The organism is Halobacillus litoralis (assembly GCF_020171725.1).
Lineage (GTDB): Bacteria > Bacillota > Bacilli > Bacillales > Halobacillaceae > Halobacillus > Halobacillus litoralis_F.
This window is the reverse complement of record NZ_JAIVAJ010000005.1, coordinates 80,869-107,867: the sequence shown is the minus strand read 5'-3', so window position 1 is coordinate 107,867 and position 26,999 is coordinate 80,869. Positions and strand designations below refer to the sequence as shown.

Here is a 26,999-nt window from a genome sequence, read left to right as displayed (position 1 = left end):
CATGAATCTTTCTATGATCCAAGCATCTGTCACAATGGGACAACTGCAGCAGAAACTCGATTTGATTGGGAACAACCTCGCCAACACGAATACGACCGGTTACAAGAGCCGGAATTCGAACTTCTCTTCCCTGCTGGTGCAGCAGATTGATAACCTGGACGATGAAAGCGCAGAGCGAAATCGTATTACACCGGACGGCATCCGTATTGGAACGGGCGCACAGCTCGGGCATACGAACCTGAACCTCAGCCAGGGAAGCCTTCAAAACACCGGGCGTGAGCTTGATGTCGCGCTTCTTGGGGATAATCAGCTATTCCAAGTGCAAGTGCCGACAGAAGAGGGAACAGAAACGCAGTACACGCGTGCGGGGAATTTTTATTTGAATCCGCTTGATAACGGACAGCTTCTCTTGACCAATGCGGATGGTTACCCTGTCATCGGGGAAGACGGCGATCCGATTGCGATTGAAGAAGGGTTCGATGGCATTTCGATTACGGAAAATGGTGGACTATCCATTACGCGTGGAGAGCAGCAGGAGATTGAAGCTCAACTGGATGTTGTAGAGGCGGTCCGTCCGCGTATTCTTGAGGCAGCGGGGCAGAACCGGTTCCGCATCCCTGACAACATTCCGGACGATGGCATTTTTGCAGATGTGGCGTTTGATGACCAGCAAATGCAGAGCCAGACACTGGAAGCTTCCAATGTAGAGATTCAAAAAGAATTGACCGACTTGCTTATGGCCCAGCGTGCTTATCAATTCAACGCGAAATCCATTTCGACAAGTGATCAGATGATGGGGCTTGTCAATCAATTGAGATCATAATATAAGGAGTTTGACGACCATGGCAACAGATCCTAAATCCGAGAAAAACAAGACACGTCGAGAAGAGAAAGAGCGTAAGCAGCAAGAGAAGGTAGCAGCGAAAAAGGAGAAGAAGCCGGCCAAAGGTAAGAAAGAAAAGAAAACAAGAAAAGGCCGTCGTCGTATTCTTCCGATTTGGCTCCGTATCATTATCATTGTTCTTCTCAGCGCGCTTGCTTTGATCTTGGGAGCAATGGTCGGATATGGCATCATCGGGGATGGCAATCCAACCGATGCCCTTCAGTGGGAAACGTGGCAGCACATAATTGACATTGTCACCAAAACCGAATAGCTTGTACTTCTACTCTATGTGAGAAAGAAGTCCTTCATGACACGAGTCGATCGCCGGCTCGTGTTTTTTTATATGTCTGAAACCCCCTTCAGTATGTTTCCAACTGTGAAATCAGGGAATTATGTAAAGATAGTAATCGATGTCGTAAGAGGGGGAGGGAATACGAGGTGAAAACGGAAGTCTTTGTCGCCGGGGGTGGAGTCGGAGGCCTGATGCTTGCTGCCAAGCTCGCGAGCCGTGGCGTTCACGTGACGATCGCAGAGCAGCTGACGAAAGAATCACCGGTCTATAAAGGAGAACTATTGCAGCCTAAGACACTTGCCATATTAGAGGACCTTGGTGTGATTGATGAAATCGAGGCATGTGGACACGTGCTCGACCAGCTCAGGTTCCAAGAGATCCATCGCAGGCCCCATCAGACGCCGGTTGAAATCAATCTCACAGAGCTTGATTACGGACGGGTGGCAAGCAGATATGATCATTCTCTCATGGTGCCGCATGAAAAGACGAAAGCCATTTTACGTAACAAAGGAAAGTCCTATGAGGAGTACTTTCATTATTTGAAAGGAGCACGCTTCTTAGGCTTCGAAAATGGTGTCGCCAAAGTGAAACAGGGCAAGGAAATCATCTACGTCGAAGCGCAGGTCTATGTCGGAGCGGAAGGACGAAGTTCCCCTACTAGGGATGCGATGAATGTAAAGGTGGAGCGTACCGATTACAATCACCATTTCTTAACCGTCACCATTCCAAGACCTGAAGATTTTACAAAAGGGAAAATCATTACGACGTCTACCTGCTTTCTCGGACTGTTTCCGCTGCCGGACAATGAAGTTCGCACGGTTTTTCTCATTAAAGCGGGGGAGTACAAGACGATTAAGGAAAAGGGGCTTGAATATTTGTATCAGGCATACGGAGAGCTGGAGCCTGAGCTTGCTGACGGTGTGAAGGCGATTACGGATTGGAAGACGGTACAGCTGATGATTCCGTTCACCTATCACGTCGACCACTATTATGCAGGCAACCTAGCCATCATTGGTGATGCCGCGCACACCGTGCACCCGATGGCCGGGGAAGGGATGAATCTCGCTGTCCAGGATGCAGACGTTCTAGGCGAACTGCTGGCCTGGTGCAAGGAAGAGGGGAAGCCGTATGAACAATACCTCCATTATTATGAAGATGTCCGCAAACCACGCGTATCTTTCCTCCTTAACTTAAGCCATTTGTCCGCACTTGTTTATTCTTTCCGATTCGAGCTTTGGAGGAAGTTTCGTACGAAAGCGGTGCAGCGCATCTATGATGATGATCAACTCCACGTGAAACAAATGCTCAATATTGCTGGACTCGGGCGCTGGGATTTCAGTCTCATCGACAGGGCGATCCAGGGAAGTATGCTGCCGGCACGCAGGAAAAAAGTGAGTGACAGAAAGCAGCAAAAATATTTGTTCTCCGAGCGGGATGACTACCCTTGGAGATACGAAGAGAAGGGATGAGATCAATGAACGAATGGATTACGGCGATGCAGGCTCGGAAGTGGATGAAGAAGAATGAGTCCTTCCTGCCGATTTGGCACGCATATGTCGGGGTGGAGCTTGATTTGTTCAATCAATTCGAACGAGCGACCGACATTGATACAGTTAGTGAGAAAACAGGCTACCCACGGGACTTGCTCGCTTCCTGGGTAAGGGTCGGCGTAGCGGTCAAGCACTTGAAAAAACGTCCGAATGAGCGATTCCGTTCCTCCAAACAGCGATGCTCGACCCTGATGGGAGACAACGTATCTCCAGGTATCAAAGCCATCTTGAAGGAGATGCTCGAGCTCCACATTCCAACGATGCTGAAATATCCGGATATCATGCGTTCCCATGAGAGAGCCCAGTTTGACCATGAGCGTCATGGAGAGGTCGTGGCAGAGACCTCAGCGTTGCTCGAACATTTTGCCATCAAAAAAATCATTAAAATGCTGCGTGATCAAAGAGCGAAGACGGTCGTGGACCTCGGATGCGGGCACGGAGGTTACCTTCGTAAACTGTCAGAAGAGTTTCCGGATCTGAAGCTGGTCGGCGTTGATATCAACCAGAAGGTGGTGGATCACGCACGGTCTCTATCAGAGGGCTATCCGAACATTTCCTTCGAAGTCGGAGATATTAACACGTGGGAGCCGGAGGAGCAGGTCGATGTCGTCTTACTGCACAACATTTTCCACTACATCCACCCGGACGAACGCGATAACCTGCTGGATCACCTGAGAAGCTATGTGACACATAAAGGCCTTATTTCCGTTATTACACCAATCAGCGAAAAAGAATACGGACACGCCTTCTCGTCTGCATTCAACAGCTTCTTCATCGCGCATGACAATCTATTTGCGCTGCCGGATAAGCAGGAGCTTCAGAAGATTTCGGACCACTGCCACTTCGAAATGTTCGACCTTGACCCGATCATTAAAGAAGGCTCTTGGTACACGTTCTGGCTGTCCCCGAATTCTCCAATCAAAGAAATGCGTCAATCGACGATGGCTGGGGGAACGGAACAGCAGATCAAGAGAGAGCAGGCAGAACTAACGAGAACGTCCTAGAACAAAGCGTCCATCTCGGGCGCTTTTTATTTTGTGGAAAAGATCTTGTCATTCTTCGCGGGAATTACTCTCTTTCTGGATTTCCTATGTTTGCAGTCATAAGAGTTAAATCTGCGTCTTTGGTCTAGGTTCTGTTCCCACTATCTACCGAAAAGAGGGCTGGAAAAATCCGAGACTCCTGCGGGATGCACGGACAACGGCGAGATCCCCGAAGGCGCAGCCTGAGGTTAGCTCGCCGTCCGCCGCGGAAAGCGAGGTTTTTTCCAGCCCTCTTAACTCTAAATTTGTAACAGAACCGACCTTTCAACTGATGTATGTTCAATCAAACAAAAAACTCCGCCCGGAACAAAGAGTGTTCCGGGCGGAGTACATTTATAACCGTCGACCTTGCACAAGTCTTACAATAAGTACGATAAGAGCAATCACGAGCAGCAGGTGGACCAAGTTGCCTCCCACGCCGCCGATGAGACCAAGCAGCCAAAGAACGAGCAGCACAATTAAAATAGTATATAACATGACCGGCATCCTCCTTCCTAAGTACGCTTGTTTTTCAATATCCTAAAACCACCACATTGAAACCAGACAAAAGAAATTTTGTCCAAAAGCCTCAGGACCTATATAATAGGACTAGCAGGTAAGAAAGGAGCTCTGGTTATGTTAGATATTCAACAAATTAAAGAAATCATCCCACACCGTTACCCATTCCTATTGATCGATCAAGTCGAGGAAGTCGTAGAGGGAGAAAAGGCTGTCGGTTACAAAAACGTCACGATGAACGAACCTTTTTTCCAAGGACACTTTCCTGACTACCCGGTTATGCCTGGCGTGCTGATCACAGAAGCGCTGGCTCAAATGGGAGCCGTGGCGATGCTGAAGAAAGAAGAGAACCAAGGAAAACTGGCCTTCTTCACGGGCATTGACAAGTGCCGCTTCAAGCGCCAAGTCAAGCCGGGTGACCGCCTGAGACTAGAAGTCGAGATCGTACGTTCCAAAGGCCCGATGGGTAAAGGAAAAGCGAAAGCTACGGTGGACGGCGAACTGGCATGTGAAGCAGAAATCATGTTTGCACTAAAATGAGTTGAGCGCTTTTGCTCAGCTCTTTTTTTATGGGTATGTGGCCAAACTGAATATCATTCTTTATTTAGAACTTTCATTCCACCTTTTAACTTTATTTCTTATAAACATAAGAACTTGAGGGCAGACTAGTTTGAGAAATTACATTTAAGGAGGAACTACGAATGAAAAACTTATCTTTAAAACTGTTGACTGCCCTTTTCGCCATCTCTCTTCTTGGTGCTTGTGCTTCTGAAGAGGAGCCGATGGACGACAACAATGGGGCCGAGGACAATGACACGATGGAAAATGGTGAAGAAAATGCCGAGAATGATGGAGAAGACCACATGGATGACGGTATGGATGGCGGCGAAGAAGACGACGCAGCTGAAAATGGTGAGGACCAGGGAGATATGACAGACGGTGATAACGGGGACATGAATGAGAACGGTGAAGGCGATATGACAAATGAAGATAAAATGGATGACGAAGAAAACAACCAATAATCTCTCGAGCCGCTGACTTCAGCGGCTTTTTATTTTTCCTCTCGAAAAGATAGAAACATGGCGACCACAATCAACACAATCCCCCCGATCGAAAAAAACGGCACGAGGAAGTGCAGAAACCAGAGGGCTTCCAAGACGTACAGACCGATTCCAATGAAAAACATGACCAGTCCGATCACAGAAAGGGGTTGGCTCACGCGCGTTCCTACTCTCTTAAGAGATTTTGGTGGGGCAGCTTAGTGCCGCCCCGGTAAGTACTCAGCCCTTCAGGTCAATCTGATTTCCGAGATTCGGGTGAGGAATCGACTCCTCGATCATTTTGACCACTTGACTGCCGTTTGACTCGGCATCGTTCATCGCCTTATCCATTACTTTAAGGCTGGACTGCTGTTTCACATCGATGGCACTCATGGCCATAGACATCGCTGCGATATCCATCGTATCCCCTCCTTACTAGTAGTATCGGTTCCCTTACTCAGCTATCAAGCTCGATCAGACTCAGTTCGTGATTTTGTTTTTTGTTGGAATATGAGTCCGCGTTCTGTAAAATGAAAGATAACAACCATTTTTAGTTTCAGCACGTGATAGAGAGGAAAAATAAGCGAGTAGAGGTGATGACAAATGAAATACCGAACGGCTGAAGATTTACGGGATCTCTTATTGGAAGAACATGAATCTGTCGTCAATAAGATTCCACAGGAAAAACTGGATGTCTATTTGTATTTGAACCAACTGTTCCAAGATACTTATATTCCAGACGACCACCTATTCCGGTTCGTGTTCCGCTACTTTTTCCGGTTGGATAACCCGAGTCTGACAAGCGAATTTGAAGACGAATATTTCAAAGTGATGGAGGATCAGAGAGGCAAAGAGCGCCCGAACATCGTACAAATTACAAAACGACTTTACGACATCAAGAACCACAAAGGCAACCCGACGATGCAGTTTCCACTCGCCGCTGCCATGCTTCACACCATGAACCCGGAATTCCCGACCTACGACGGCGATATCGTGAAAGCATTCGACTTCTCCTCCACGTACCACCTATCCGGATTCGATAAAAAAATGAAGCGGTACATGGACCAGTATCAGCACACCTTCCGCACCTACAACGAACTGCTGCAGGAAGAGTCACTGGAACCCTTGTTCAACCACTTCGATGAACGATTCCGAGGATACGACCTTCCGAAGGCGAAGAAGCTCGACTTAATCGTCGCCCAGCTAGGGAACAACCTGCAATAGTCTTGGATGTGCCTGTTTTGGGTCAGCCCGAGCTCTAATCGACGTTTTGCGAAGCTTAAGCAGATACAACGTCGATAAAAAGGAAATAATCGACGTTTTGCCAAGCTGGAGTCAGAGAAACGTCGATAAAAAGGAAATAATCGACGTTTTGCCAAGCTGGAGTCAGAGAAACGTCGATAAAAAGGAAATAATCGACGTTTTGATAAGCTGGAGCCATAGAAACGTCGGTAAAAGAGAAATAATCGACGATTTGCCAAGCTAAAGCCGATGAAACGTCGATAAAAAGAATATAATCGACGTTTCGAGAAGCAGAAGCCAATAAAACGTCGATAAAATCCAGATCACTGATTTACCAAAGGAAAACAGCATACACAATCCAGAAAAACGCTTGGACAACCACGTCCAAGCGTTTTTTGATTCATTGATCTTTTCAGGAAGAAAATTTCCTATACACGCTAAATAAAATATTCAAATGCTGAGTGTTCACACAGGTCATCGTTTCAGACTCTGGTTGTTGTTAAGTTCTGGACCCACTGTTATCGCAAAGTGGGGTGGAAAATGGCGAGACTCCAGCGGGATGAACGGACAACGGCGAGACCCCGGAAGACGAAGTCTGAGGAGGCTCGGCGTCCGCCGCCGGAAAGCGAGTTATTTTCCACCCCACGACTCACTCAATTATATCCAGAACCTTTTTCACCTTCGTTCCGACACAAATTTGTCACCGTTCTACAAGTTGCAATCGATTTCACGGTTTAGTAATATTATTCTAAATTGTGACTACTTGGTCAATTCGTTAAAAAAAGAATGGCCTTCCTTCTTAAGGGGGAAGATAGAGAGAGCGAAATGTACGTGATTCAGGGGCTGGATGAGCAATAAGGAGAGGAAGTCTGATCATGAAACGTTTAGTCGTACTGATGGTGTTGTTGATAGGAATCGCAGGTTGTTCCAATCCTGATACAGAAGAGGAGGCGGAGCCGCGTGTGACGCCGGTGGAGACAGCTCCCGTGACGAAAGGGGATTTCGTCGTGGATCGTGAGATTGTCGGACGGGCGACCAGCGCAAATACGTCGCCGGTCATCTCTGAGGTCCCGGGTGAGATCGTGTCGATCGAAGTGGAAAAAGGGGACCGTGTAGCGAAAGGGGATGCGCTTGCGGTCGTCGATCCGGGAACGGGTCAGAATCAGATTGAGCTCCAGCAAATTGCGGTCAGACAGGCGGAGAAGCAGCTCGAGAATGCGCAGATCTCGAAGCAGCAGGCGGCTCAAGGCGTGGACAATGCAGCGGAGCAGGTGCAGCTGGCCAAGCAGGCGGCGAATGCGGAGCAAAGTCAGACGAGCCAGTCTGTACAGGCAGCAAGGCAGCAGTATGAGCAGGCGCAGCAGCTGGCGAACCAGACTCGTCAGCTCGCAGACGACGGCGTGATTCCGGAACCGCTCGCCGTCCAGGCCCAGAACAGGGCGGACCAGGCGCATGCGCAGGTTCAGCAGCTTCAAGGTCAGGCACCACAGTCATCTTCTGCGATTTCGCAGGCCGAGGCGCAGCTTGATCAGGCGAGACAGCAGAGTGAACAGGCGCAGGTCGCGGTCGAACAGGCCGAGCTTCAGGTGGAGCAGGCACAGGTCCAGCTTCAGCAGGCGGAGGAGCAGTCCGCCAACCGGACGATTACCGCGCCGGCATCAGGTGAAGTCTCGACACTGAACGCCGGCACGGGGGATCTCGTCACCAATCAGCAGCCGTTCGCATCGATTGTCAGTTTGAATCCGATGACGATAACGGCCGCACTGACCCCGGAACAGCTCGGCCTTTTTACAAAAGGAGAAGAACTGGACGTCGAGGTGGATGCAATCAGTCAGACGATTCCTTCCACGATCGGGTATGTGAGTTCGGTGCCGGATGATACGGGGCTTTACCCTGTGGAAGCGCGGATTGCGAATGAGAATGAAGCGGTGAAGCCTGGGATGATGGCGACGTTCCTGCTGCCTGAAATCGTGGTGGAGAATGCGTTGATCGTGCCTACGGATGCGGTTGTGGAAAATGGGAATGAGGCGTATGTCTATCATGTTGTCGATGGAAAAGCGGTGCGTGTCGATGTGACCGTTCTTGAAGCGCAGACCGATCAAATGGCGATCGAAGCGGACCTTCCGGAAACGGCCGAGGTGATTAAGTCCGGTCAGTTGACGTTGACCGATGGCAGCGCCGTGACGTTGATGAAGGAGGACGCGTAACGTGAACTTAGTCCATCTTTCGGTCAAACGTCCGGTCGGCGTCATCATGATTGTCGTGGCGCTCTTAGGGCTCGGATTCGTGTCACTGAGAAGCTTGACGATCGACCTCTATCCAGAAATCGAACTGCCGATTGCCGTTGTATCTACAAGCTATGAGGGAGCGGCCCCGCAGGAAGTCGAGGAGCTCGTCAGCCGACCGGTGGAAGCATCGGTCAGCTCGATCGAAGGCCTTGAGGTGCTGCAATCGCAGTCCCAGGCCGGAGCATCTCTTGTTCTTTTGCAATTCAATACGGGCGTGAACTTGGACAGCACGCTGCTTGAAGTCCGGGAAAACGTCGACCAGGTACGTGGCCTTCTGCCTGACGGGGCAGGGGAGCCGAGCGTGCTTCGCTTCGATCCGGGCCAGCTTCCGATCATGAACATCGGGCTCTCTGGTGACACGCCGGAAGAGCTGCAGCAGGTTGCTGAAACCCGCATCGTTCCTTTTCTTGAACGACAGGGAGGCGTCGCTTCTGTCGGCATCGAAGGCGGGAAGATTCGTGAAGTCCAAGTGCTGATCGACAGGGCGCAGCTGTCTCAATACGGCCTCAACTCCCAGACGATTGCGCAGACGATTACGGCGGCGAACCAGTCAGCGTCGGCCGGAGCGGTTGAGAAGGGGAAAAAGGATCTGCAGCTGCGATTGGAAGGCGAGTTCGAATCAATTGAAGACGTTGAGAACACGATTCTGCAATTGCAGACCGGAGCCCGCGTCAAGCTCGGCCAGATTGCAGAAGTAAAGGATACCCTTGTAGACTCGAATACCATATCGAAAGTGAACGGCGAACCTTCCGTCGTGTTATCCATATTGAAAAAGACCGATGCCAACACCGTCGAGACGGCCGATGAAGTACGCGCCGCCATCGAAGAACTGCGCGGAGATTTGCCTGAGGAAGTCGGCACGAGCATCATCCTCGACACGTCTGAGTTCATCAAGATCTCGATCAACAGTGTCGTCTGGAACATCCTGCTCGGAGGCGTCTTCTCGGTACTCGTCCTATTGCTCTTCCTGAAGAGCGTCCGCGCGACCCTCGTCATCGGCCTGTCAATCCCGATCGCCATCATCTCGACCTTCACCCTCATGTACTTCACAGGAGAGACGCTCAACGTCCTCACGATGGGTGGACTCGCGCTCGGCATCGGCATGATGGTCGACAGCTCGATCGTCATACTCGAGAACATCGTCAGCTACAGGCAGCAAGGCTATTCCATGGTCGAAGCCGCGAAGAAAGGGGCCACCGAACTCGCCCCCGCCGTCATCGCATCCGCCACGACCACGCTCGTCGTCTTCCTGCCGATCATTTTCGTAGAAGGTATCGCATCCGAACTGTTCACGCCGCTCGCCCTCGTCATCATGTTCGCCCTGATCGCATCCCTCGCCGTGTCCGTCACGCTGATTCCGATGCTGTCATCCAAGCTGTTGACGAAGCCACTCCAGACAAGCGGCAGGCGGTATTGGTTCGATCGTTTTATGGAAAAAGTAAACGAGCGTTACCGTTCGCTACTGCGTTTTGTGTTGAAGTGGAGGAAGTCGACGGTGCTGGTGACCGGACTATTAATCGCCGGAAGCGCCGCACTGATTCCGACGATCGGGACCGAGTTTATTCCACCTTCTGATCAGGGCCAAATCACGATGAGAGTCAACATGCCGGAAGGAACGTCGATGGACGAAACCGAAGCGCTCACGACCCGCGTCGATGAAGAAATCGCGCAGTTCGGGGACGTGATCGACGTCAGCTACGCCACCATCGGCGGTGGAGGTATGACAGGTGTCGGAACCAGTTCGTCAGACTTCGCTTCCTATACAATCGAGCTCGTCGACCCGGGAGAGCGGGAGCGGACGACCCAGCAGATGGTCGAACAGCTCCAGGAAGCCGTTTCCGATATTCCAGGAGCGGACATTCAGGTAAGTGAGATGGACGCAGGACTCGGGACAGGTGCTCCGCTGCAGGTGCAGCTGAATGGAACCGAATACGAAGTCCTCGACCAGCTCGCCCAACAGGTCGCCTACGTCATGAATGAAGTGGATGGTGTAAACAACGCGACATCTTCGACAGACGAAGGGCGTCCTGAGCTGAAGATTGACGTCAACAGAGAGAAAGCAGCGCAGTACGGCCTCAGCTATCAGGAGGTCATCGGGCAGACCCGGCTCGCCTTCAACGGCCAGATTGCAACGCGCTATCGGGAAGGCGGAGATGAAATCGATGTCCGTCTGATTCTTCCAGAAGACCAGCGCCGCACGATTGCGGATGTAGAGGGGATGAGCGTCCAAACCGCGACGGGAAGCCTCATTCCACTCGCCACCATCGCCAACTTGGAGCAGGTCCAGGGGCCCGTCACGTTACTCCGTGAAGACCAGCAGCCTCAGGTAAATGTCGAAGCAGAAATCGTCGGACAGGATTTAGGTACCGCAACGGAACTTGTACGCTCTGAGCTTGAGCGCTTAAATTTTCCCGACGGATATACCTATGACATTGGCGGACAGGCTCAGGATATGCAGGAAGCGTTCGGTGATTTGACGCTGGCTCTTGCGTTTTCCATATTTCTGGTCTATGCTGTGATGGCGATTCAGTTCGAGAATTTCCTGTTTCCGTTCATCATCATGTTCAGTCTGCCTGCGACGATCATCGGCATCACCGCGGGGCTGTTCGTGACAGGACTGCCATTCAGCCTGCCGGCGTTTGTCGGGATCATCATGCTCGCCGGAATCGTCGTAAACAACGCGATTGTGCTCGTCGACTACATCAACATTCTCAGGCGCAAATCGTACGACCGCTATGAAGCGATCTTAGAAGCCGGTCCGAACCGACTGCGTCCGATCTTGATGACGACGCTCACGACCGTGCTCGGCATGGTGCCGCTCGCCATCGGAATCGGCCGGGGAGCCGAAGCCCAGCAGCCACTCGCCGTCACAATCATCTTTGGCCTGACGGTCTCGAGCTTCTTCACGCTCGTCCTGATTCCGGTCGTCTACACATACTTTGACGACTTATCGAACAAGATTACAGGCTTTTTCAGAAGAAAAAATAAACAAGAAACATAAAAGGCAGGCACTACGCCCTCGGATTCCGGGGGCGTGGTGCCTCTGTCTTTTCTAGGCTTTTATAGATGAAAGTTGTTTAGATATAGTTGGTCGCAACCGTTTTGAGCCTTTTTCTCAAAGCCATTTCCTCGCCAACTCCAGAAAAAAATATCCCATCCCACAAAAAACTTTCAAAAAAAGTGATCCAATCTCTCTTTTGTTTCGATAGCTAACCAAGAGACAACAAACAAAGGAGAGAGAGAAATGAAAAACATCAGACGTATTTTTATTACCTTGATGGCTTTTATGATGCTCGTTCCATCGATTGCGATGGCGAACACGAACGCAACAGTGAAAACACCGGCCGCTGATTTGAGAGCGACGCTCGACCAGCTTTTATCGGAACACTTTGTGTTAGCGACAACATACATGATGAAATCCTACGATGAAGCCGCTGACCGTGACGCGGTTTGGGAAAAGCTCGATCAGAACGCGGCAGACATGACGCCGGCGATCGCTTCGATTTACGGAGAGGAAGCGGCCCAGCAGTTTGAAGAGATTTTCAGAGGACATAACGATTACTCCGATGCTTTCGTAGAAGCAGCGAAAAGCGGAGACGAGGAAGCCCGTCAAATGGCTGAGCAGGAAGTCGATGAATTCGTCAATGAATTTGGCAGTTTCCTAGCGACCGCAACAGAAGGCAACCTTCCGGAAGATGCAGCGAAGCAAGTCCTTGCTGCTCATGAAGAAGATGTTGTGAAAGTTTTCGACCACTATGTGAATGAAGAATACGAACAAGCGTACCAAGCCTTCCGCGAAGGATTCAACCGCATGTTCGACATCAGTAAAGCATTATCTTCTGCGATCGTAACGCAAATGCCGGATCAATTTGAAGGAACAATGGCAGATACACCAGCTGCAGACCTTCGTTCGAACTTGAATGCCCTTGCTTCTGAACACTTTGCTCTTGCCGTACTTGAAATGCAGAAAGGCTACGACCAAGCAGCCGATTATGATTATGTAACATGGGCAGAAAATCAGCACACAGCTGATTTCAAAGCAGCTATCGCTTCCCTATATGGTGAAGAAGGTGCCGCTCAGTTTGAAAAAGTGTGGCAGCAGGATCACATTAATGCACAATCTGATATCGTAACCGCAGCACTTGAAGAAGATGATGAAGCTCGTCAAATGGCAGAAGACAGCCTGATGATGTTCGCAGAAGATTTCGGAGCGTTCCTTGGAGCAGCGACAGAAGGTAACCTTCCAGCAGAAGCTGCAACAGAAGCGGTCTGGATGCACGAAGAACAAGTGTTGAAAACGTTCGATGAGTATGTAGCAGAAGATTACACCGCTTCTTACGATTCATTCCGTGAAGGTTACGGCTTCATGTTTGGAATCGGTGAAACATTAGGCGATGCGATTGTGAAGCAGATGCCTGAACAGTTCGGTCATGACATGATGCCAGAACAAATGCCGGACACTGGAATGGGCGGCATGAGTGACAGCTCTTCCACTTGGATGTGGGCAGCATTTGGTGTATTTGCTCTAGCAGCCGCTGGGTTTGTTTACCGCAAACAGTCTAATTCATAAAGAGTGAAAAGGAGGGAAAGGACAATGAACCTGAATTGGAGAGCATACTTTATCGTCATGGGCTTCATTGCCCTTTTCCTCATCATCTATGAAAGTGACGCCTTCGCGCTTCTATCCAAGGAAGATACAGACGTCGTGCGGGTCGAGAATCCATCGTCCCAGGCCGCTCCTGAAGAAAAGAAGAAGGAGATCCTGGACGGGGAGTTCACCGTCATCAACAAAGACCAAAACATGAATGACGAGAAAGTCGTAAAAAATGAACGCCAAGCGGAAGAGGGCATCATCCCGACACAAATCCGCATCCCAGCCATCGACGTCGACGCATCTGTCGAGGAAGTCGGCGTCCTTGAGAATGGGGAGATGGGCGTCCCTGAAGATCCATTGAAGGCAGGATGGTTCGAACCCGGAACCCAGCCTGGCAATCGAGGGAACTCCGTCATCGCGGGTCACGTCGACAGTCGCACAGGCCCTGCCGTCTTTTACAACCTCGATCAGTTGAAAAAAGGCGATGAAATCACCGTAACGGCAGCAGATGGGGAAGAGAAGACGTACGTCGTTCAGAAGCTGGAGAGCTATCCTCAGGACAACTCTCCGATTGAACGCATTTTCGGATCAACCAACGAAAAGCGCCTGAACCTCATCACCTGTACCGGTGAATTCATCCGCAATCAAGGAGGACACCAGGACCGTCTCGTCGTCTACTCGACGTTGAAGGAACCGGTCGAAGAAGTACCTGTTCCGACGAATGTGAAAGTGAGCGGCGCCTTTGTCACATGGTATGCCGTCAGGGAGGAAAACATTGCAGGCTATCGTGTCTATGAAAGCCGGGATGGTGGCGAAACGTTTGAAAAAGTCGCCAGCGTCTCCCAGCACGAGCGAAAAGCCTACTCGGACCCTAAGGCGAGTGAGTATCAGTATTATGTGACGACGGTCAATAAAGACGGTCAAGAATCCACGCCATCCCCCATTTCTGGTGGGTTGAAATAGATGAAAAAAGCAGCCGCTATGGCTGCTTTTTTCATGCAGTGGAAAGTGAAAGGTTCTGTCATATAGTTAGAGAGCATCGGGGTGGAAAACAACTCGCTTTCCGGCGGCGGACGCCGAGCTAACTCAGGCTATGCCTGAGTGGATCTCGCCGTGGTCCGTTTAATCCCGCGGGAGTCTCGCAGTTTTCCACCCCGATGCACGCCCGAAAGAGGAGACAGAACCCGTCGTATATAACATGAGGAAGCAGCAAAACAGACTTGATACGCTCTCTCTCAACCTTTTTGAGAATGAAATGACATCAAAAAGGTTGAGATAAGGTTCTCACAACACTTTCGATTCTTGAAAAGCAAAAAAGTAGTCGAGAGCACTGTGCTCTCGACCGTTTTAGGAAATCATCTGCTGGTTCACGAGTTGTTGATACGTCGGATTCGTTTGATAGAGTTCGGCGTGGGGGCCTTGGCCTGTGACGCGGCCTTTTTCGATGACGATCATTTTGTCGGCTTCGACGACCGTCGATAGACGGTGGGCGATGATGAAGGTGGTGCGGCCTTGCATCAGCGTCCGTAGTGCGTCCTGGACGGCGGCTTCGGATTCGGAATCCAAGTTCGACGTCGCTTCATCTAATAAAAGGATGGCCGGGTCTCGAAGCAACGCGCGGGCGATGGCAATGCGCTGGCGCTGTCCGCCGGATAATTTCACTCCGCGCTCTCCGACGGTCGTATCGAGTCCGTCCGACAGGGCCATGACGAATTCATGGGCGTTCGCTTGCTTCAAGGCGGCTTCCATCTGGAGTTCGGAAATGTCCTGATCGAGGCCGTAGACGATGTTCTCGCGGATGCTGCCGGCCATGACGGGGCTTTCCTGCGACACATAGCCGATTGACTGCCGCCATTCTCTCAGGCTGATCTCCTCAAGCGGCTTACCCGCTGCTGTGATGCTTCCGCCAGAGGGCGAGTAGAACCGTTCAATCAGGGAGAAGATCGTCGTCTTGCCGGCGCCGCTTGGTCCGACGAAGGCAACGGTCTCGCCCGGGTTCACGTCAAACGACACACTGTGCAGAATCGGTGCGTCTGCCTGATAACCGAAGGACACGTCGTCGAAGCGGAGTCCTCCTTTTTCAAAAGAATGGGGTTGGTCATTGGCTTCGGTGTCGCGGTCGAGCAGGTACTGGATGCGTTCGGTTGCGCCCATAGCTTTCTGGAAGGCGGTCATGAAGGTGGCCATCTGGCTGAACGGGACGACGATTTGGAACATGTAGATGATGATGGCGACGAGCGATCCGGCTGATAGGGCGCCGGATGCGACGCGGACGCCGCCGTAGCCGATCAGGACGACGAGTACGAGCATGATCAGGGTCGTCATGAGTGGCGAGATGATGGCTTGGATTCTGGCTTCCTTCAGTCCGTATGTAAAGAGTTCGCGTATGCCGTGCGATCCTTTCCGTTCTTCTGCGGCCTCGGCGTTTGATGCTTTGACGAGGCGGATCTCGGATAGGACGCGCCCTAAGTTGGCGCTGAATCCAGCCATTTCATCCTGCATTTTCTTCGAGATGCGGTACATGATGCGTCCGAGCGGAATCGCGATCAGGAACGAAACCGGCACGGCGACAAGCATGATCACGGTCATCTGCCAGTCGATCGTAAGCAGGATGACGATCGCCCCGACGATGGATATGATTCCGGTTAAAAAAGAGACGAGGTGATTCGACAGCAGTGCTTTTACCGTATTAGTGTCCTGCGTAATGCGGCTCATCGTTTCGCCGGATTCGTGCTCATCGAAGTAATGAACAGGCAGGCGGAGAATGTTCTCCCACAGCTGCCGGCGGATGAACGCGACAATTGATTCGCCGATGTAGGCGAGGATGTAGTAGGAGAAGCCGCTCGACACCGTCTGGACAATGAAGGTCGCGGCGAGGAAGACGATGACTCCTCCACTCAAGCCGCCGCTCGACAGCTGATCGACAAGGTCCCGTGTGAAAAGGGGGATGACGAGGGCAGTCGCCGTCTCGATCAGGCTTAAAACGAGCGCGACGGCAATCAGCCACTTGGCAGGCATGCCTCCTTTGATGAAGGAGAGGAACTGCCGCACATTACGCTTTTCATCACTCATCCGGATCCCTCCTGTCCACTTTGATCAAATCCCATGTCGTTACGATGCCGACGGGCGCTTCATTCGCATCCCCGGACTCAGTCAAAATGACGGCTTTCAGCTTCTCATTTTTTTCAAGACTATGCTCGAAACGCTCCTCGAGATCATATACCGTCCGGTCCGCCTTCAGAAACTGGATGTTCGGATTCCGGTCCTCCTGAAGCACGTCCATACTTTTCATCCCGTCGATCTGAACCGCTCCATCCTGATGCGTCCGCGACATCCAGCTGACGATGACGTCGTTGGTCAGGAGCCCTTTGAACTCGAACTGATCCCCGTAAATCGGAAACTGGGAAACTGGATGCTTGTCGAACGCCTCGATAATGTGGGCAAGATCCGTGTCACTTTTGAAAAATAAAACAGGCCTCGTCGCGAAATCGAGCGCTTTCGGCGGTTGGTCAAGCGTTCGTTTAATACGCTCCAAATCCTCCACGACATCGAGGTGAGGCGTCGCAATGTAGTACTCCTCATCAATCCGCTCATGAACAATCGCATTCCTGAGCTTCGCATACTGCTTCAACTTGTCAAAATAGACCCGAATGACGCTGTGCTTGTTCTTCGAATGCTGCAACAGCTCGACGAAGTTATCGTTCTTCGGAAATCCATTCAATTCTTTCAAGTGCTGGTGAATTTGGTTGAACGCCACCTCGAACCGTTCTACAACATCAGCCATAAGCTTCACTCCTTTTCTTCTTATTATATCTGACTTGTGCCGTGCTACACATCAATATGCTACACTTGTAAGGAAAGAAGGTGATCGCATGCTCGGAACACGCATCAAACAATATAGACAAGAACGACAATTATCGCTATCAGAACTTGCATCAAGAGCGGAAGTCGCCAAATCCTACCTCAGCTCGATCGAACGAAACGTCAAAACCAACCCATCGATCCAGTTCCTCGAAAAGATCGCAAGCGAACTCGACGTCTCCATCCTCACTCTCCTGTACGGAGAAACCGACGAAGAATGGATCGAACTCGCAAGGTCCGCGAAAGAAGCAGGGATTTCGAAAGACTGGCTGCGTGATTATATACAATTTGAAAAATGGAGACAGGGGAAAGAGTAGAATGTCTTTAGAGGCGGAGTCCAGCACATGGGCTTCGCCTTTACTGATTGAGGGGGTCTATGCGCGATCAGCTAGAGCCCAGTCGCGCTCGAACCGGTAAAATCGCGCTCGAATCGAGAAAGTCGCGCTCGAAGCGGGAAAGTCGCGCCCGAACCGAGAAAATCGCGCCCGTACTGGGAAAACCGCGCTCGAACCGAGAAAGTCGCGCCCGAATTGAGAAAGTCGCGCTCGAACCGGTAAAATCGCGCCCGAGACAGAGAAATCGCGCCCAAACCACAGAATCCCCGCTCAACCCCTAACTCAACAAAAAAAGACCACTGCCCATAAGACAGTGATCAACGCTCCATATACTCTTTCTTACTATCCAACAACTCAGCAAACACATCGCTCCGACCATATTCCGTCCGTGACCAGGCATTCTGGTTCATAACCAAGTCCACATACGTAAGACGCGGATAATCATTCCCGCTGAACGTCAGATCCTCGTTTACCTGATACCACAAGTCTCCGTTGTCGCGGATCCAGTCCGTCCCGATCGCCTCAATCGCCTGTCGAATTTCATAGGCCGTCTCCAAAAACTCCTCACGACCCGTCTGCTCATACACCGACAGCAGATAATACGCTTCGCCAAGGGCATGATTCAACGACGTGTGCGGCTTCTTTTTCCCTTCGATACCAGGGTAATCCGATATGAGCTGATGCTCGCCGACCTCGATTGTATTCCCCTCAGCCATCTGCTTGACCAAATACTCGGCATAGCCGACATTCAGTTCCTTCACCTCAGGCAGGTCGAATACCTCGGCCGCTTCACGCAAGAACAATCCGAGCTTCTCATTGTGACGCGTATCCACGTAAGGAGCCGTCACCCCGTAAGGCTTCTTCAGCCACGTACTCGTATATTCCGTCGGCCAAAGCTCCGTTCCTTTTTCATCTTGATACGCCTCCGCCATTGTCACCGAATTCAGCACAAGCGCCTCAAACAAAGGCTCCTCCGTCCTGCGGTAACGCTCGAGCGCTTCCTCATTGCGGATCAAGCCGACATTCCGTCCGTAGCCCATCTTCGTCCCGGGCTCAATCGACCACGGCAGCTTCACATAAGCTCCCGCCGGCGTCAGCCACTTTTGCGACATCAAATAATTCTGCTGCACGTACTCAGACCAGCTCTCAAGCTCAGCCGGATTCCGCATCAGCACATCATCCGTCAGCGCCCACGACTCCGCGACATCCTCGCCGCGACTCACAAGCCCGAGCGTCAGTCCCGCCTGCTCGTACTCATCCAGGAACCGACGAAGCACACTATCGCCCGACGTCAGCACCTCCGAACGATACGACTTCCCGACATAATACGACTGCACCAACTCTTTTTCTTGAAAAAGTCGAACGATGCCCTCTGGCTGTGTGGTAGGATCCACACCATATGTACCGTCGTGCTCGCGCTCAATATCGAGCGTATCGAACGATTGAACGCTCGTCCTGGAATGAGGACGGGTGGCGAGTTCGATTTGGACCTTCGCAGCCCCCTGCGTCGGATTGTTCCATTCGGCGAAAATCAGCTCCGCCTCGTTGGCCAGCGTCCGTTCCGTCACCGTCAACACGCCCGCCTTGTCGTTCGTTATGTACACATCATACGAGCGGACGATGTCCGTCGCTGCCGTCCAACCCTTCTCTTTTTCATCGATCTTCGCAAATCGGAGACCATCCCCGGAAAGGGTGTAGGCTTCGGATTCGATGGTTCGTTCCGTATTCTCTTCAAACTGCTGTGCATCGAGGAATGACCAGAAACTGAAGACCCCGATACCTATAATGGTGATTACAATGCCGAGCGCAATCAATCGCTGTTTCAAAGCCTTTCCTCCTCACAACATCATCTTTTTCCAGTTTACCACAAAATGTGCGCTTCTCGTTAGTCACAATCATGCACGGACATGCCATGAATTGACATAAAATATGAAAAAACCTTAACAATATTTGAAATTATATGGTAGAATAGATTCAATTTAGTACACAATTCTCGATCTCTGCACATGACACGACCAACATTACATATAACACCGTCGCAAAATTTCGTATTTTATCGAAAATTGATAGTAAATAATCTATAAAAAAGAAAAGGTGGGTACATGGATAAACAAGAACAGTTGAAGGAGTTAATGGAGTCGATTATTTCGCAGACTGAACGATCAGAATTATTATCATCTCAAGATGTCATCGATCGGATGATTCAACATCTTCAGACTTAACTTATATAAAAAAGGCGGCAGGTTCTCCTGTCGCCTTTTTAGGTGTACAAAAAACTAATCGGTTCTTCAAGTTGAGAGAAGAGGTGTTGGAGAAACGACTCGCTTTCCACGGCGGACGGCGAGCTATCTCGACTTCGTCTTCGGGGATCTCACCATTGTCCGTTTAATCCCGCAGGAGTCTCCCCGTTTCTCCAACACCTCTACGAGCACAAGGCTGAACCTCTTATCATGTAAGAAGTAAAAGAGTTTCCTATCTCACAAATTCAACTGTTCATTGCCACCTTATTTTACGATAAAGAAGTAATCGAAAGGGGGCAGGTCTACCTTATAGATGTAGTGAGAATTCATAAAACTGACTACGCCCTCCCTTACCCCATACGATGACTAATCACTAACCACCAAAAATCAAGAATTCGCCGATCCTTTTTTCATCAGCAGATCAACCATACGTCTGAATCCTTCACGGTAGAACACAAACGTGGCGCCTGCGTAGACGATTCCTGCAATCGGTACGATAATCGCGAGCTTCCAAAGCGAGTAGAGCGAGTCGATCACGTTCCACTGCTGGAGAAGCCAGACGACGATACCCATCAAGGCGGTCGGAAGCAGGACGCGGCCGAACATCGCCACAAGCTTGATGAACTCTGATTTTTCATAGCCGCGGTACAGAACGAGCGTAATGCCTGTGAAGTAGTAGACCGACACGAGCGCACTGGAAAGCGCGAGACCCGGGTAACCGAGCGGGTCGATCAGCAGCCAGTTCAGGACGACGTTCACGATGATCGTCGTCGAGCTGACCATCAGAATCTTCTTCGCATTGCCGTTTGCGTACATCGCTTTTACCGAAATCGTTAAAAGTCCCTGCGTCACGATGATCGGGACGTAGAACTTCAGCGCATCATAGACGGCGGATGTGTCGGCCGCGGTGAATTCGCCGCGCTCATATATAAATGAAAGAATCGATTCTCCGACTAAGAACACGCCGACCGCAATCGGCAGAAGCACCATGACGCCCATTTGATAGCCGAGGAACAACGTATTTTGGAACTGCTTTTGATCATCCGCGCGCTCCGATAACAGCGTGAAGATGATCGCCACAAACGTCGTCGCAAAAATCGTACTCGGAATACTCATCAAGAGGGAGGCGTTATTCAAATACGTGACCGCAGCTCCGGATAACCCGGCCGCAAACGCCTTGTCGACGAACACATTCACGTGCCCGACCGACGAGTGAAGCAGTGCCGGTGCCAGAAGCAGCAGGAACGTCTTCAAGAACCGCTTGTCCATATTCAACGTCGGACGCCAGCGGAATCCGCCTCGCACTAAGTAGTAGAACTGGATACATGCCCCGAGGAACGTCCCGAACACAAATCCGTAAGCGACACTGTAAATGCCCCACGCATCTCCGAATAAGAAAATAAAAATAACAGCAAACAATGTTCCACTCAGCTTCGACACCTGCGTCGGCACAAAAATCCGGAGCGCCTGCAAATAAGACTCCAGCATGCCGCTTAATGCAATCACCGACATAAATAAGAAGAACACTTTCGTAATTTCAACCGCGACATCCGCCGTCGCCGCTGACATACCTGGGTAAATGAGCGGCACAAACCAGTCCGCCGTCACATAAAGCACAATCGACAGCGTCACGAACAGCAGGAACGTATAGTTCAAGACACCCGATGCATCGCGCTCGGCCTTGTCCGTATTTTCTTCATTTGCGCGCCTGTGCTTCAAGTACTCCGGAAGGAAGACCGCATTAAAGCCGTTCGCCACCATCGTGACCGTCAGCGTTACAAACGCAAACGCCAGGAAGAAGCCGTCCGTAATCTCACTTGCCCCGAATTTCCACGCAACAGCACTCTCACGCAGAAACCCCATGATCTTTAACAATAGCGACAACAACGTAATCCATATCGCCGCCTGTTTCAAACGTCCCATTCAAAACACCCCATGCACAAAGCCTGACCCACGAAGAGTCAGGCTTCCTAATTAAAAGTTCGTCAATGCATCCTTATAAATCGCCTCGAACTTCTCCGCAGCCGCATGGTGGGAGTAGTTCTCCTCGATCAATTCACGAGCTTGGTGCGCCATGGCTTCACCGCGCTCCGGATTCTCGATAATATGAACGACCGCATCACGGATCGCCTCGGGACTCTGCTCCTCAACAAGCATACCCGTCTTCTCCGGAATGATGATCTCCTTCAAGCCACCGACAGCACTCGCCACAACCGGAACCCCGGCGCCCATGCCCTCAAGCGCAGAAATCGAAGTCGCTTCCTCAACCCCCTCAGAGTGGATCGACGGAATCAACGTCATATTACTCATGGCGTAGTAATCCTTCATCACATCGTGCGGGATGTTACCGAGCAGGTGAACATGATCCTCGACACCGTGCTCCCTCGCAATATCCTTGATATGCTGCTCCTCCTCACCGGAGCCCGCATACACAAGGCGGGTGTTCGGATATTTTTCCCGAATCAACGGAAGGGCCTTCGCTGGGAAAATAACCCCGTTCTTACGCGTCATGCGGCGTGGGATGAACAACAGCACATCGTCTTCGTTGAATGCGTACTGAGCACGAAGCTCGGCACGGCGGTCCACTTGAGGCTGGAACTGGTCAACGTTGATGAAGTTGTAAATGCGCTCGCCCTCGACACCTGCAAGGTCGCGGATGTAATCCTTGATGCGCTGATCGACCGTAATCGCGCGTCGCGTCGTCTTATAGACTTGCTTCTCAAGCGCCTGCATCTTCTTCGCTTCACTGCTCTCAGGCTTCACAGCTCCGCGGCTGATCGCCTCGTAAGCAAGGTAGCCATGAACCGTTGAAACGACCGGCAGCTTGCAAGGGAAGGAAGCGAGGGAGGCGTAGACGTCTTGCGCGTTGATGATGTCATACGCTTTCTCGCGTGCCTTCTGCTGGATCAAGTCGGCCATGAATTCCTGGCGGAGCTTGTGTCCAACGAGGATGCCTTTTCCTTGAGACAGTTTATTAATGAGGAAACTTGGTGCGCGTGACATGTCGCGTTTTACTTTCGGCAGGTCGCTGAAGGAAACGACGTCGACTTCATGGCCGCGCTCCTCAAGACCTGCTTTTAATGTTGCTACGTGCGTCGACAGCCCACCAGTGTGTGGGTAGTCGAAAATGGTTGTTATCATAATTCGCATAATCGTCACTCCTTAACATTAAATAGGGAGATTCCGTTCACTCAAATGAGAGAAAGGCGGGAAGGGGAACGGATCGCTTTCCGCGGCGGACGGTGAGCTACCTCAGACTTCGTCTTCGGGGATCTCACCGAGGTCCGTGCATCCCGCAGGAGTCTCACCGTTCCCCTTCCCACCTTATCTATAGGTGGAGGAACGGAACCACCCAATTTCAAATAGAATGCCGTCCAGGCTTCACCTTTAGGAAACGATCAATCTATGTGTTTTATTTTGCCTGACCCCCACTGCTTTAAAGGGGAATCATCAATCTTTTCTACTAAAAACGAACCACTCAAAATCACTTCACAAACTTCTCCTTCAAAATCTCCACATTACGAATCGCTTCTTTTCTTAATTCGCCTTGGGCTTTCACGAGACCGACTGTTAATTCATCGCGTTGGTCAAGGACTTCGAGGGCGGAGTCTTTCAGGGTTTCGGCTGTGAAGTTTTCGAGGACGGTGGAGTAGTTCCACATGCCGGTCATTTTGGCTAAGTTCTCGACCTTTTTATCATAGCTGATCGCGCAGAATGGCGTGCCCATGATGGAGGAGAAGATGAGCGAGTGGAGGCGCATGCCGATGACCATGTCGCAGTGCTTCATGAATTGAAGATACTGGTTCGGCGTCAGGTCCTTCGCGAGTAGCTTCGTCTTATCGCCGTGCTTCATCAAGTCGCGCACTTCGATGGAAACCGTTTCGTCATGATGGCCTTCCATCGGAACAAACACAGGCGTTACGCCGCGCGCTTCGATCAGTTCATCCAACAGCTTGGCCATTTCCTGTTTGTACTGTTGAGATCCGAACCAAGGACGGACACTGACCCCGACAAGCTTCTCCTCACCCGTCAGATCAAGTGATTGGATCGCCGTATCATCGTCCTTCGGCTGGTAACCGAACACAATATCCGCCGTCACCTCGCCGCCCGGACGCTTTACACCCAATTTTCTTAACAGATCTAGCGAATACTGATCACGGACCGTCACATAATCCGCCATATTCGCAAACACCTTCATCAGGAACTTCCCGTACTTCGTATTGACCGGACCGATTCCTTGTGAAAAAAACATGACTTTTGTCCCGACAAGCTTCGCCAGGAACACAATCAATAAATAGTAGGGAAGCGGACCGAATATAATGCGCGTCGGATATGTATCCTGCAACAATCCGCCTCCGCCACTGACAAGCAGGTCCGCTTCTTTCAAGGCACGCACCTTCTCTTTGAACTGCTGACGCCAGCCCCGGTACACGCTCTTCACCCCGTGCTGCTTCGCCGTTTCCTCCGGCGAAAGGGAGAAGACCGTAATCTCAGGGTCATCAAGCTCTGATCGTAAATTATCAATAATCGAATCTAAAATGGCCTCATCACCAGTATTCCCAAGTCCATAGAAGCCGGAAACGACAATCTTCATATACATCTTCCTTATCTGTAAAAAATCATTCAAAATTCATCATAGCATTACACACTTTAAAAAGGAATCCATCCCCTAGAGTTGTCTCATTCTTGTAATAAAACAAGCCTACTATTCCCGAATGCCCAGGAGCCAATGTAGAATACTAAGGAAAAGAGACACCTGGTGAATTTTCCCGTTACCAAAGACCCCCATAAACCTGACCATTCGTCAGAACAAGTATTTGAACGACAGAACCATTCAAAAAACGACCGATAGAATACATGGATTTACCAAATGACTTATATTATAATGAAAAACGTCGTGCATCTTATTTCATTTTACTATAATGAAATTCCCACGATCGTATCAACGTCATAGCTTAAACAGCTGACTTTCAAGGAAAGATTGTAATACTTACTAACAAAGCAGATTCCCTTACTCTGACAAAGAGAATAGATTAACTACAGTAGAGAAAGTAGGATAAATATGACCAAAATTTGTGTGATCGGACTCGGATACATCGGACTCCCGACATCCGGTATTTTCGCTCAAGCCGGATACGACGTTCACGGCGTCGACGTGAACCCTGATGTCGTCGAAACATTGAACAAAGGTGAGATTCATATTGAAGAGCCTGGCTTACCGGAAGTCGTGAAGCAGGCGGTGCAGGCCGGCAAGATCAAAGCGGACACGAAGCCTGTAGAAGCGGATGTGTTCATCATTGCGGTGCCGACGCCCGTCTATGAAGACCACTCAGCGAACGTAACCTACGTTGAACAAGCGACAGAAAGCATTCTTCCGTATGTGAAAAAAGGCGATACCATCATCGTCGAATCGACCATCCCACCACGTACGATCTATGACAACGTGGCGCCCATTCTAACCAAAGCAGGATGGGACCTTGAGAACGATGATCTTTATCTTTCCCACTGCCCGGAGCGTGTAATCCCAGGAAAGATCATGACAGAGCTGATCGAAAACACGAGAATCGTCGGTGGATACACAGAAACGGCAGCAGCGAAAGCGGCAGACGTCTACCGTCTCGTCGTCAAAGGTGACATCCACGAAACGACGGCCCTGACAGCAGAAATGGCGAAACTGATGGAGAACACGTTCCGCGACGTTAACATCGCGCTTGCCAACGAACTGGCTAAAATCGCAGAGAAGCTTGATGTCAATGCACACGACGTCATTCATCTGGCGAACATGCACCCGCGTGTGAACCTTCACCACCCGGGACCAGGCGTCGGCGGTCACTGCATCGCAGTCGATCCTTACTTCATCATTGAAAAAGCGAAGGACGTCACGCCACTTATGCAGGCCGCACGTGAAATCAACGATTCCATGCCCGACTTCGTGGTCGAACAGGTGGACAAGCTGACCGAAAACATCTCCAACCCGAAAGTCGCTGTTCTCGGACTGACTTACAAAGGAAACGTAGACGACGTGCGCGAAAGCCCGGCGATCGACATCGTCTTCCAACTGATCAACAGTAACAAGGACTATCAAGTGTTCTGTCAGGATCCTTATGTAAAAGAAAAACAGGTTCCTCTTAAGCTGAACAGCCTTGAAGAGGCCTTGGACAACGCAGACGTTGCGCTTGTGCTTGCTGACCACAACCATTACAAGGAAATGGACACGGCGCTTTTCGAAGAATATATGAAAACACCAATCGTCTTCGATACACGCAACTGCCTGCCTGAAGCGAAAGGCGGCACAACCATCTATCCGATCGGCAACTTGAGCGGACTGAAGGCGATCGAACGATGAGGAAAGAAACCTATCTAGGCGTCGACGTGGCGCCTTTAACGTATAAACAAGTCGTCAAAGAAATCACTCAGCGCATAGAAGAAGGCGAGCAGTCGACCGTCATCGCCGTCAACCCTGAGAAGATCATGAAGAGCCAAAGCGATGAGACCCTGAGAGGCCTCATCAACGGCTCCACCTTCCAAATCCCGGACGGCGTCGGCGTCCTTCTCGCCTCCAAGCTGAAAGGCGGTCACATCACATCCCGCGTCACTGGCGTCGAGATGATGGGCTACCTGCTTCACCTTGCCGAACAGAAAGGACTTCGCGTCTTTTTCTACGGAGCAAAAGAAGAAGTCGTTTCAAAAGCGATTGACAATATGAAAATCGAACACCCGAACCTGATTGTCGCCGGCTACGAAAACGGCTACGAACAGGACAACGAAAAAATCGTGAAACACATCCAGGACACGGAAGCGGACATGCTCTTCGTCGCCCTCGGCAGCCCGAAGCAGGAGCTGTGGATCCGCGAGCATAAAGACGAGCTACCTGTAAAAGTGTTCCAAGGCGTCGGCGGAAGCTTCGACGTATGGGCAGGCAACGTCGAGCGCGCACCAGAGTTTTTCCGCAACAATGGTTTAGAGTGGCTCTACCGCCTGGCAAAAGAGCCGAAACGCTTCAAACGCCAGCTGGCTCTGCCGAAATTCTTATACGCCATCATGAAATCCAAGTAAGACTTGGTGTTGTAAAGGTTCTGTATGATATGGAGTGGAAAGTGGGGTGGGAAATAACTCGCTTTCCGTGGGCGGCG

24 protein-coding genes are annotated in these 26,999 nt (G+C 50.8%); 14 read left to right on the top strand and 10 right to left on the bottom strand.

Annotation, left to right across the window (positions count from 1 at the left end):
- Position 1: 1 nt before the first annotated feature.
- The 4 genes from LCM20_RS10430 to LCM20_RS10415 all read left to right on the top strand — a co-directional run bounded on the left by LCM20_RS10430 (position 2) and on the right by LCM20_RS10415 (position 3,729).
- A complete protein-coding gene (locus LCM20_RS10430; protein ID WP_225195399.1) occupies positions 2-823 on the top strand; it encodes a flagellar hook-basal body protein in 822 nt (273 codons plus the stop codon).
- A 19-nt stretch (positions 824-842) separates the two neighbouring features.
- Positions 843-1,154: a DNA-directed RNA polymerase subunit beta gene (locus LCM20_RS10425; RefSeq protein ID WP_225195398.1), complete on the top strand. Its 312-nt coding sequence runs from the start codon at positions 843-845 to the stop codon at positions 1,152-1,154.
- A gap of 167 nt (positions 1,155-1,321) precedes the next feature.
- Positions 1,322-2,644, top strand: a complete 1,323-nt coding sequence (locus LCM20_RS10420; protein ID WP_225195397.1) for an FAD-dependent oxidoreductase — start codon at positions 1,322-1,324, stop codon at positions 2,642-2,644.
- A gap of 5 nt (positions 2,645-2,649) precedes the next feature.
- Entirely contained in the window at positions 2,650-3,729 is a 1,080-nt protein-coding gene (locus LCM20_RS10415) for a class I SAM-dependent methyltransferase (protein ID WP_225195396.1), read from the top strand.
- Between the two features lie 372 nt (positions 3,730-4,101).
- On the opposite strand, the gene LCM20_RS10410 is transcribed toward LCM20_RS10415, so the two are convergent.
- Positions 4,102-4,245: a lmo0937 family membrane protein gene (locus LCM20_RS10410; RefSeq protein WP_225195395.1), complete on the bottom strand. Its 144-nt coding sequence runs from the start codon at positions 4,243-4,245 to the stop codon at positions 4,102-4,104.
- A gap of 138 nt (positions 4,246-4,383) precedes the next feature.
- Between LCM20_RS10410 and fabZ the strand changes: the two genes are divergently transcribed.
- Both fabZ and LCM20_RS10400 read left to right on the top strand, forming a co-directional pair.
- On the top strand, positions 4,384-4,806 hold the full coding sequence (fabZ, locus tag LCM20_RS10405) for a 3-hydroxyacyl-ACP dehydratase FabZ (RefSeq protein ID WP_225195394.1): 423 nt from the start codon (positions 4,384-4,386) through the stop codon (positions 4,804-4,806).
- Between the two features lie 161 nt (positions 4,807-4,967).
- Positions 4,968-5,288 (top strand): hypothetical protein, encoded by a 321-nt coding sequence (locus tag LCM20_RS10400; protein ID WP_225195393.1) that lies wholly within the window; start codon positions 4,968-4,970, stop codon positions 5,286-5,288.
- A 29-nt stretch (positions 5,289-5,317) separates the two neighbouring features.
- Here LCM20_RS10400 and LCM20_RS10395 read toward each other — a convergent pair whose 3' ends face one another.
- Together LCM20_RS10395 and LCM20_RS10390 are read right to left on the bottom strand one after the other, a co-directional pair.
- A complete protein-coding gene (locus LCM20_RS10395) occupies positions 5,318-5,485 on the bottom strand; it encodes a hypothetical protein (protein WP_225195392.1) in 168 nt (55 codons plus the stop codon).
- Between the two features lie 61 nt (positions 5,486-5,546).
- The gene (locus tag LCM20_RS10390) at positions 5,547-5,726 is read right to left on the bottom strand and encodes a YjfB family protein (RefSeq protein ID WP_225195391.1); all 180 of its coding nucleotides are present in this window, start codon (positions 5,724-5,726) and stop codon (positions 5,547-5,549) included.
- Between the two features lie 183 nt (positions 5,727-5,909).
- On the opposite strand from LCM20_RS10390, the gene LCM20_RS10385 reads away from it, so the two are divergent.
- Complete coding sequence (locus LCM20_RS10385; protein WP_225195390.1) at positions 5,910-6,530, top strand: hypothetical protein; 621 nt, start codon at positions 5,910-5,912, stop codon at positions 6,528-6,530.
- Between the two features lie 55 nt (positions 6,531-6,585).
- Here the strand turns inward: LCM20_RS10385 and LCM20_RS10380 are convergent, their stop codons facing one another.
- On the bottom strand, positions 6,586-6,849 hold the full coding sequence (locus LCM20_RS10380; RefSeq protein WP_225195389.1) for a hypothetical protein: 264 nt from the start codon (positions 6,847-6,849) through the stop codon (positions 6,586-6,588).
- Positions 6,850-7,423: 574 nt separating this feature from the next.
- On the opposite strand from LCM20_RS10380, the gene LCM20_RS10375 reads away from it, so the two are divergent.
- From LCM20_RS10375 to LCM20_RS10360, 4 genes are all read left to right on the top strand, one after another.
- Positions 7,424-8,755, top strand: coding sequence for an efflux RND transporter periplasmic adaptor subunit (locus LCM20_RS10375; RefSeq protein ID WP_225195388.1), 1,332 nt, complete (start codon positions 7,424-7,426; stop codon positions 8,753-8,755).
- A gap of 1 nt (position 8,756) precedes the next feature.
- The gene (locus LCM20_RS10370) at positions 8,757-11,837 is read left to right on the top strand and encodes an efflux RND transporter permease subunit (protein WP_225195387.1); all 3,081 of its coding nucleotides are present in this window, start codon (positions 8,757-8,759) and stop codon (positions 11,835-11,837) included.
- Positions 11,838-12,080: 243 nt separating this feature from the next.
- Positions 12,081-13,406, top strand: coding sequence for a copper amine oxidase (locus LCM20_RS10365; protein ID WP_225195386.1), 1,326 nt, complete (start codon positions 12,081-12,083; stop codon positions 13,404-13,406).
- Between the two features lie 24 nt (positions 13,407-13,430).
- Complete coding sequence (locus LCM20_RS10360; protein ID WP_225195385.1) at positions 13,431-14,393, top strand: class F sortase; 963 nt, start codon at positions 13,431-13,433, stop codon at positions 14,391-14,393.
- A gap of 384 nt (positions 14,394-14,777) precedes the next feature.
- Here the strand turns inward: LCM20_RS10360 and LCM20_RS10355 are convergent, their stop codons facing one another.
- On the bottom strand, positions 14,778-16,502 hold the full coding sequence (locus LCM20_RS10355; protein ID WP_225195384.1) for an ABC transporter ATP-binding protein: 1,725 nt from the start codon (positions 16,500-16,502) through the stop codon (positions 14,778-14,780).
- On the bottom strand, positions 16,495-17,214 hold the full coding sequence (locus LCM20_RS10350; RefSeq protein WP_225195383.1) for a CBS domain-containing protein: 720 nt from the start codon (positions 17,212-17,214) through the stop codon (positions 16,495-16,497). The genes LCM20_RS10355 and LCM20_RS10350 overlap by 8 nt, the downstream gene beginning before the upstream one ends.
- An 88-nt stretch (positions 17,215-17,302) precedes the next feature.
- Here LCM20_RS10350 and LCM20_RS10345 point away from each other — a divergent pair, with 88 nt between their 5' ends.
- Entirely contained in the window at positions 17,303-17,608 is a 306-nt protein-coding gene (locus LCM20_RS10345) for an XRE family transcriptional regulator (protein ID WP_225195382.1), read from the top strand.
- Between the two features lie 335 nt (positions 17,609-17,943).
- On the opposite strand, the gene LCM20_RS10340 is transcribed toward LCM20_RS10345, so the two are convergent.
- The 4 genes from LCM20_RS10340 to csaB form a co-directional block, all read right to left on the bottom strand.
- Complete coding sequence (locus LCM20_RS10340; RefSeq protein WP_225195381.1) at positions 17,944-19,452, bottom strand: hypothetical protein; 1,509 nt, start codon at positions 19,450-19,452, stop codon at positions 17,944-17,946.
- Positions 19,453-20,253: 801 nt separating this feature from the next.
- Positions 20,254-21,789, bottom strand: coding sequence for a murein biosynthesis integral membrane protein MurJ (gene murJ, locus LCM20_RS10335; protein WP_225195380.1), 1,536 nt, complete (start codon positions 21,787-21,789; stop codon positions 20,254-20,256).
- 51 nt (positions 21,790-21,840) lie between these two features.
- Complete coding sequence (locus LCM20_RS10330; protein ID WP_225195379.1) at positions 21,841-23,016, bottom strand: glycosyltransferase family 4 protein; 1,176 nt, start codon at positions 23,014-23,016, stop codon at positions 21,841-21,843.
- A 334-nt stretch (positions 23,017-23,350) separates the two neighbouring features.
- Positions 23,351-24,460, bottom strand: a complete 1,110-nt coding sequence (gene csaB, locus LCM20_RS10325; protein WP_225195378.1) for a polysaccharide pyruvyl transferase CsaB — start codon at positions 24,458-24,460, stop codon at positions 23,351-23,353.
- Positions 24,461-24,928: 468 nt separating this feature from the next.
- Here csaB and LCM20_RS10320 point away from each other — a divergent pair, with 468 nt between their 5' ends.
- Both LCM20_RS10320 and LCM20_RS10315 read left to right on the top strand, forming a co-directional pair.
- Complete coding sequence (locus LCM20_RS10320; RefSeq protein WP_225195377.1) at positions 24,929-26,212, top strand: nucleotide sugar dehydrogenase; 1,284 nt, start codon at positions 24,929-24,931, stop codon at positions 26,210-26,212.
- A complete protein-coding gene (locus tag LCM20_RS10315) occupies positions 26,209-26,922 on the top strand; it encodes a WecB/TagA/CpsF family glycosyltransferase (RefSeq protein WP_225195376.1) in 714 nt (237 codons plus the stop codon). Before LCM20_RS10320 ends, LCM20_RS10315 begins: the two co-directional genes overlap by 4 nt.
- Positions 26,923-26,999: the final 77 nt, after the last annotated feature.

Bases quoted from the DNA above. Each gene is read 5' to 3' on its own strand.
- LCM20_RS10430 (WP_225195399.1), top strand. From the start codon at position 2: ATGAATCTTTCTATGATCCAAGCATCTGTCACAATGGGACAACTGCAG.
- LCM20_RS10425 (WP_225195398.1), top strand. From the start codon at position 843: ATGGCAACAGATCCTAAATCCGAGAAAAACAAGACACGTCGAGAAGAG.
- LCM20_RS10415 (WP_225195396.1), top strand. From the start codon at position 2,650: ATGAACGAATGGATTACGGCGATGCAGGCTCGGAAGTGGATGAAGAAG.
- LCM20_RS10410 (WP_225195395.1), bottom strand. From the start codon at position 4,245: ATGTTATATACTATTTTAATTGTGCTGCTCGTTCTTTGGCTGCTTGGT.
- fabZ (WP_225195394.1), top strand. From the start codon at position 4,384: ATGTTAGATATTCAACAAATTAAAGAAATCATCCCACACCGTTACCCA.
- LCM20_RS10400 (WP_225195393.1), top strand. From the start codon at position 4,968: ATGAAAAACTTATCTTTAAAACTGTTGACTGCCCTTTTCGCCATCTCT.
- LCM20_RS10390 (WP_225195391.1), bottom strand. From the start codon at position 5,726: ATGGATATCGCAGCGATGTCTATGGCCATGAGTGCCATCGATGTGAAA.
- LCM20_RS10385 (WP_225195390.1), top strand. From the start codon at position 5,910: ATGAAATACCGAACGGCTGAAGATTTACGGGATCTCTTATTGGAAGAA.
- LCM20_RS10375 (WP_225195388.1), top strand. From the start codon at position 7,424: ATGAAACGTTTAGTCGTACTGATGGTGTTGTTGATAGGAATCGCAGGT.
- LCM20_RS10365 (WP_225195386.1), top strand. From the start codon at position 12,081: ATGAAAAACATCAGACGTATTTTTATTACCTTGATGGCTTTTATGATG.
- LCM20_RS10360 (WP_225195385.1), top strand. From the start codon at position 13,431: ATGAACCTGAATTGGAGAGCATACTTTATCGTCATGGGCTTCATTGCC.
- LCM20_RS10355 (WP_225195384.1), bottom strand. From the start codon at position 16,502: ATGAGTGATGAAAAGCGTAATGTGCGGCAGTTCCTCTCCTTCATCAAA.
- LCM20_RS10350 (WP_225195383.1), bottom strand. From the start codon at position 17,214: ATGGCTGATGTTGTAGAACGGTTCGAGGTGGCGTTCAACCAAATTCAC.
- LCM20_RS10345 (WP_225195382.1), top strand. From the start codon at position 17,303: ATGCTCGGAACACGCATCAAACAATATAGACAAGAACGACAATTATCG.
- murJ (WP_225195380.1), bottom strand. From the start codon at position 21,789: ATGGGACGTTTGAAACAGGCGGCGATATGGATTACGTTGTTGTCGCTA.
- LCM20_RS10330 (WP_225195379.1), bottom strand. From the start codon at position 23,016: ATGCGAATTATGATAACAACCATTTTCGACTACCCACACACTGGTGGG.
- csaB (WP_225195378.1), bottom strand. From the start codon at position 24,460: ATGAAGATTGTCGTTTCCGGCTTCTATGGACTTGGGAATACTGGTGAT.
- LCM20_RS10320 (WP_225195377.1), top strand. From the start codon at position 24,929: ATGACCAAAATTTGTGTGATCGGACTCGGATACATCGGACTCCCGACA.
- LCM20_RS10315 (WP_225195376.1), top strand. From the start codon at position 26,209: ATGAGGAAAGAAACCTATCTAGGCGTCGACGTGGCGCCTTTAACGTAT.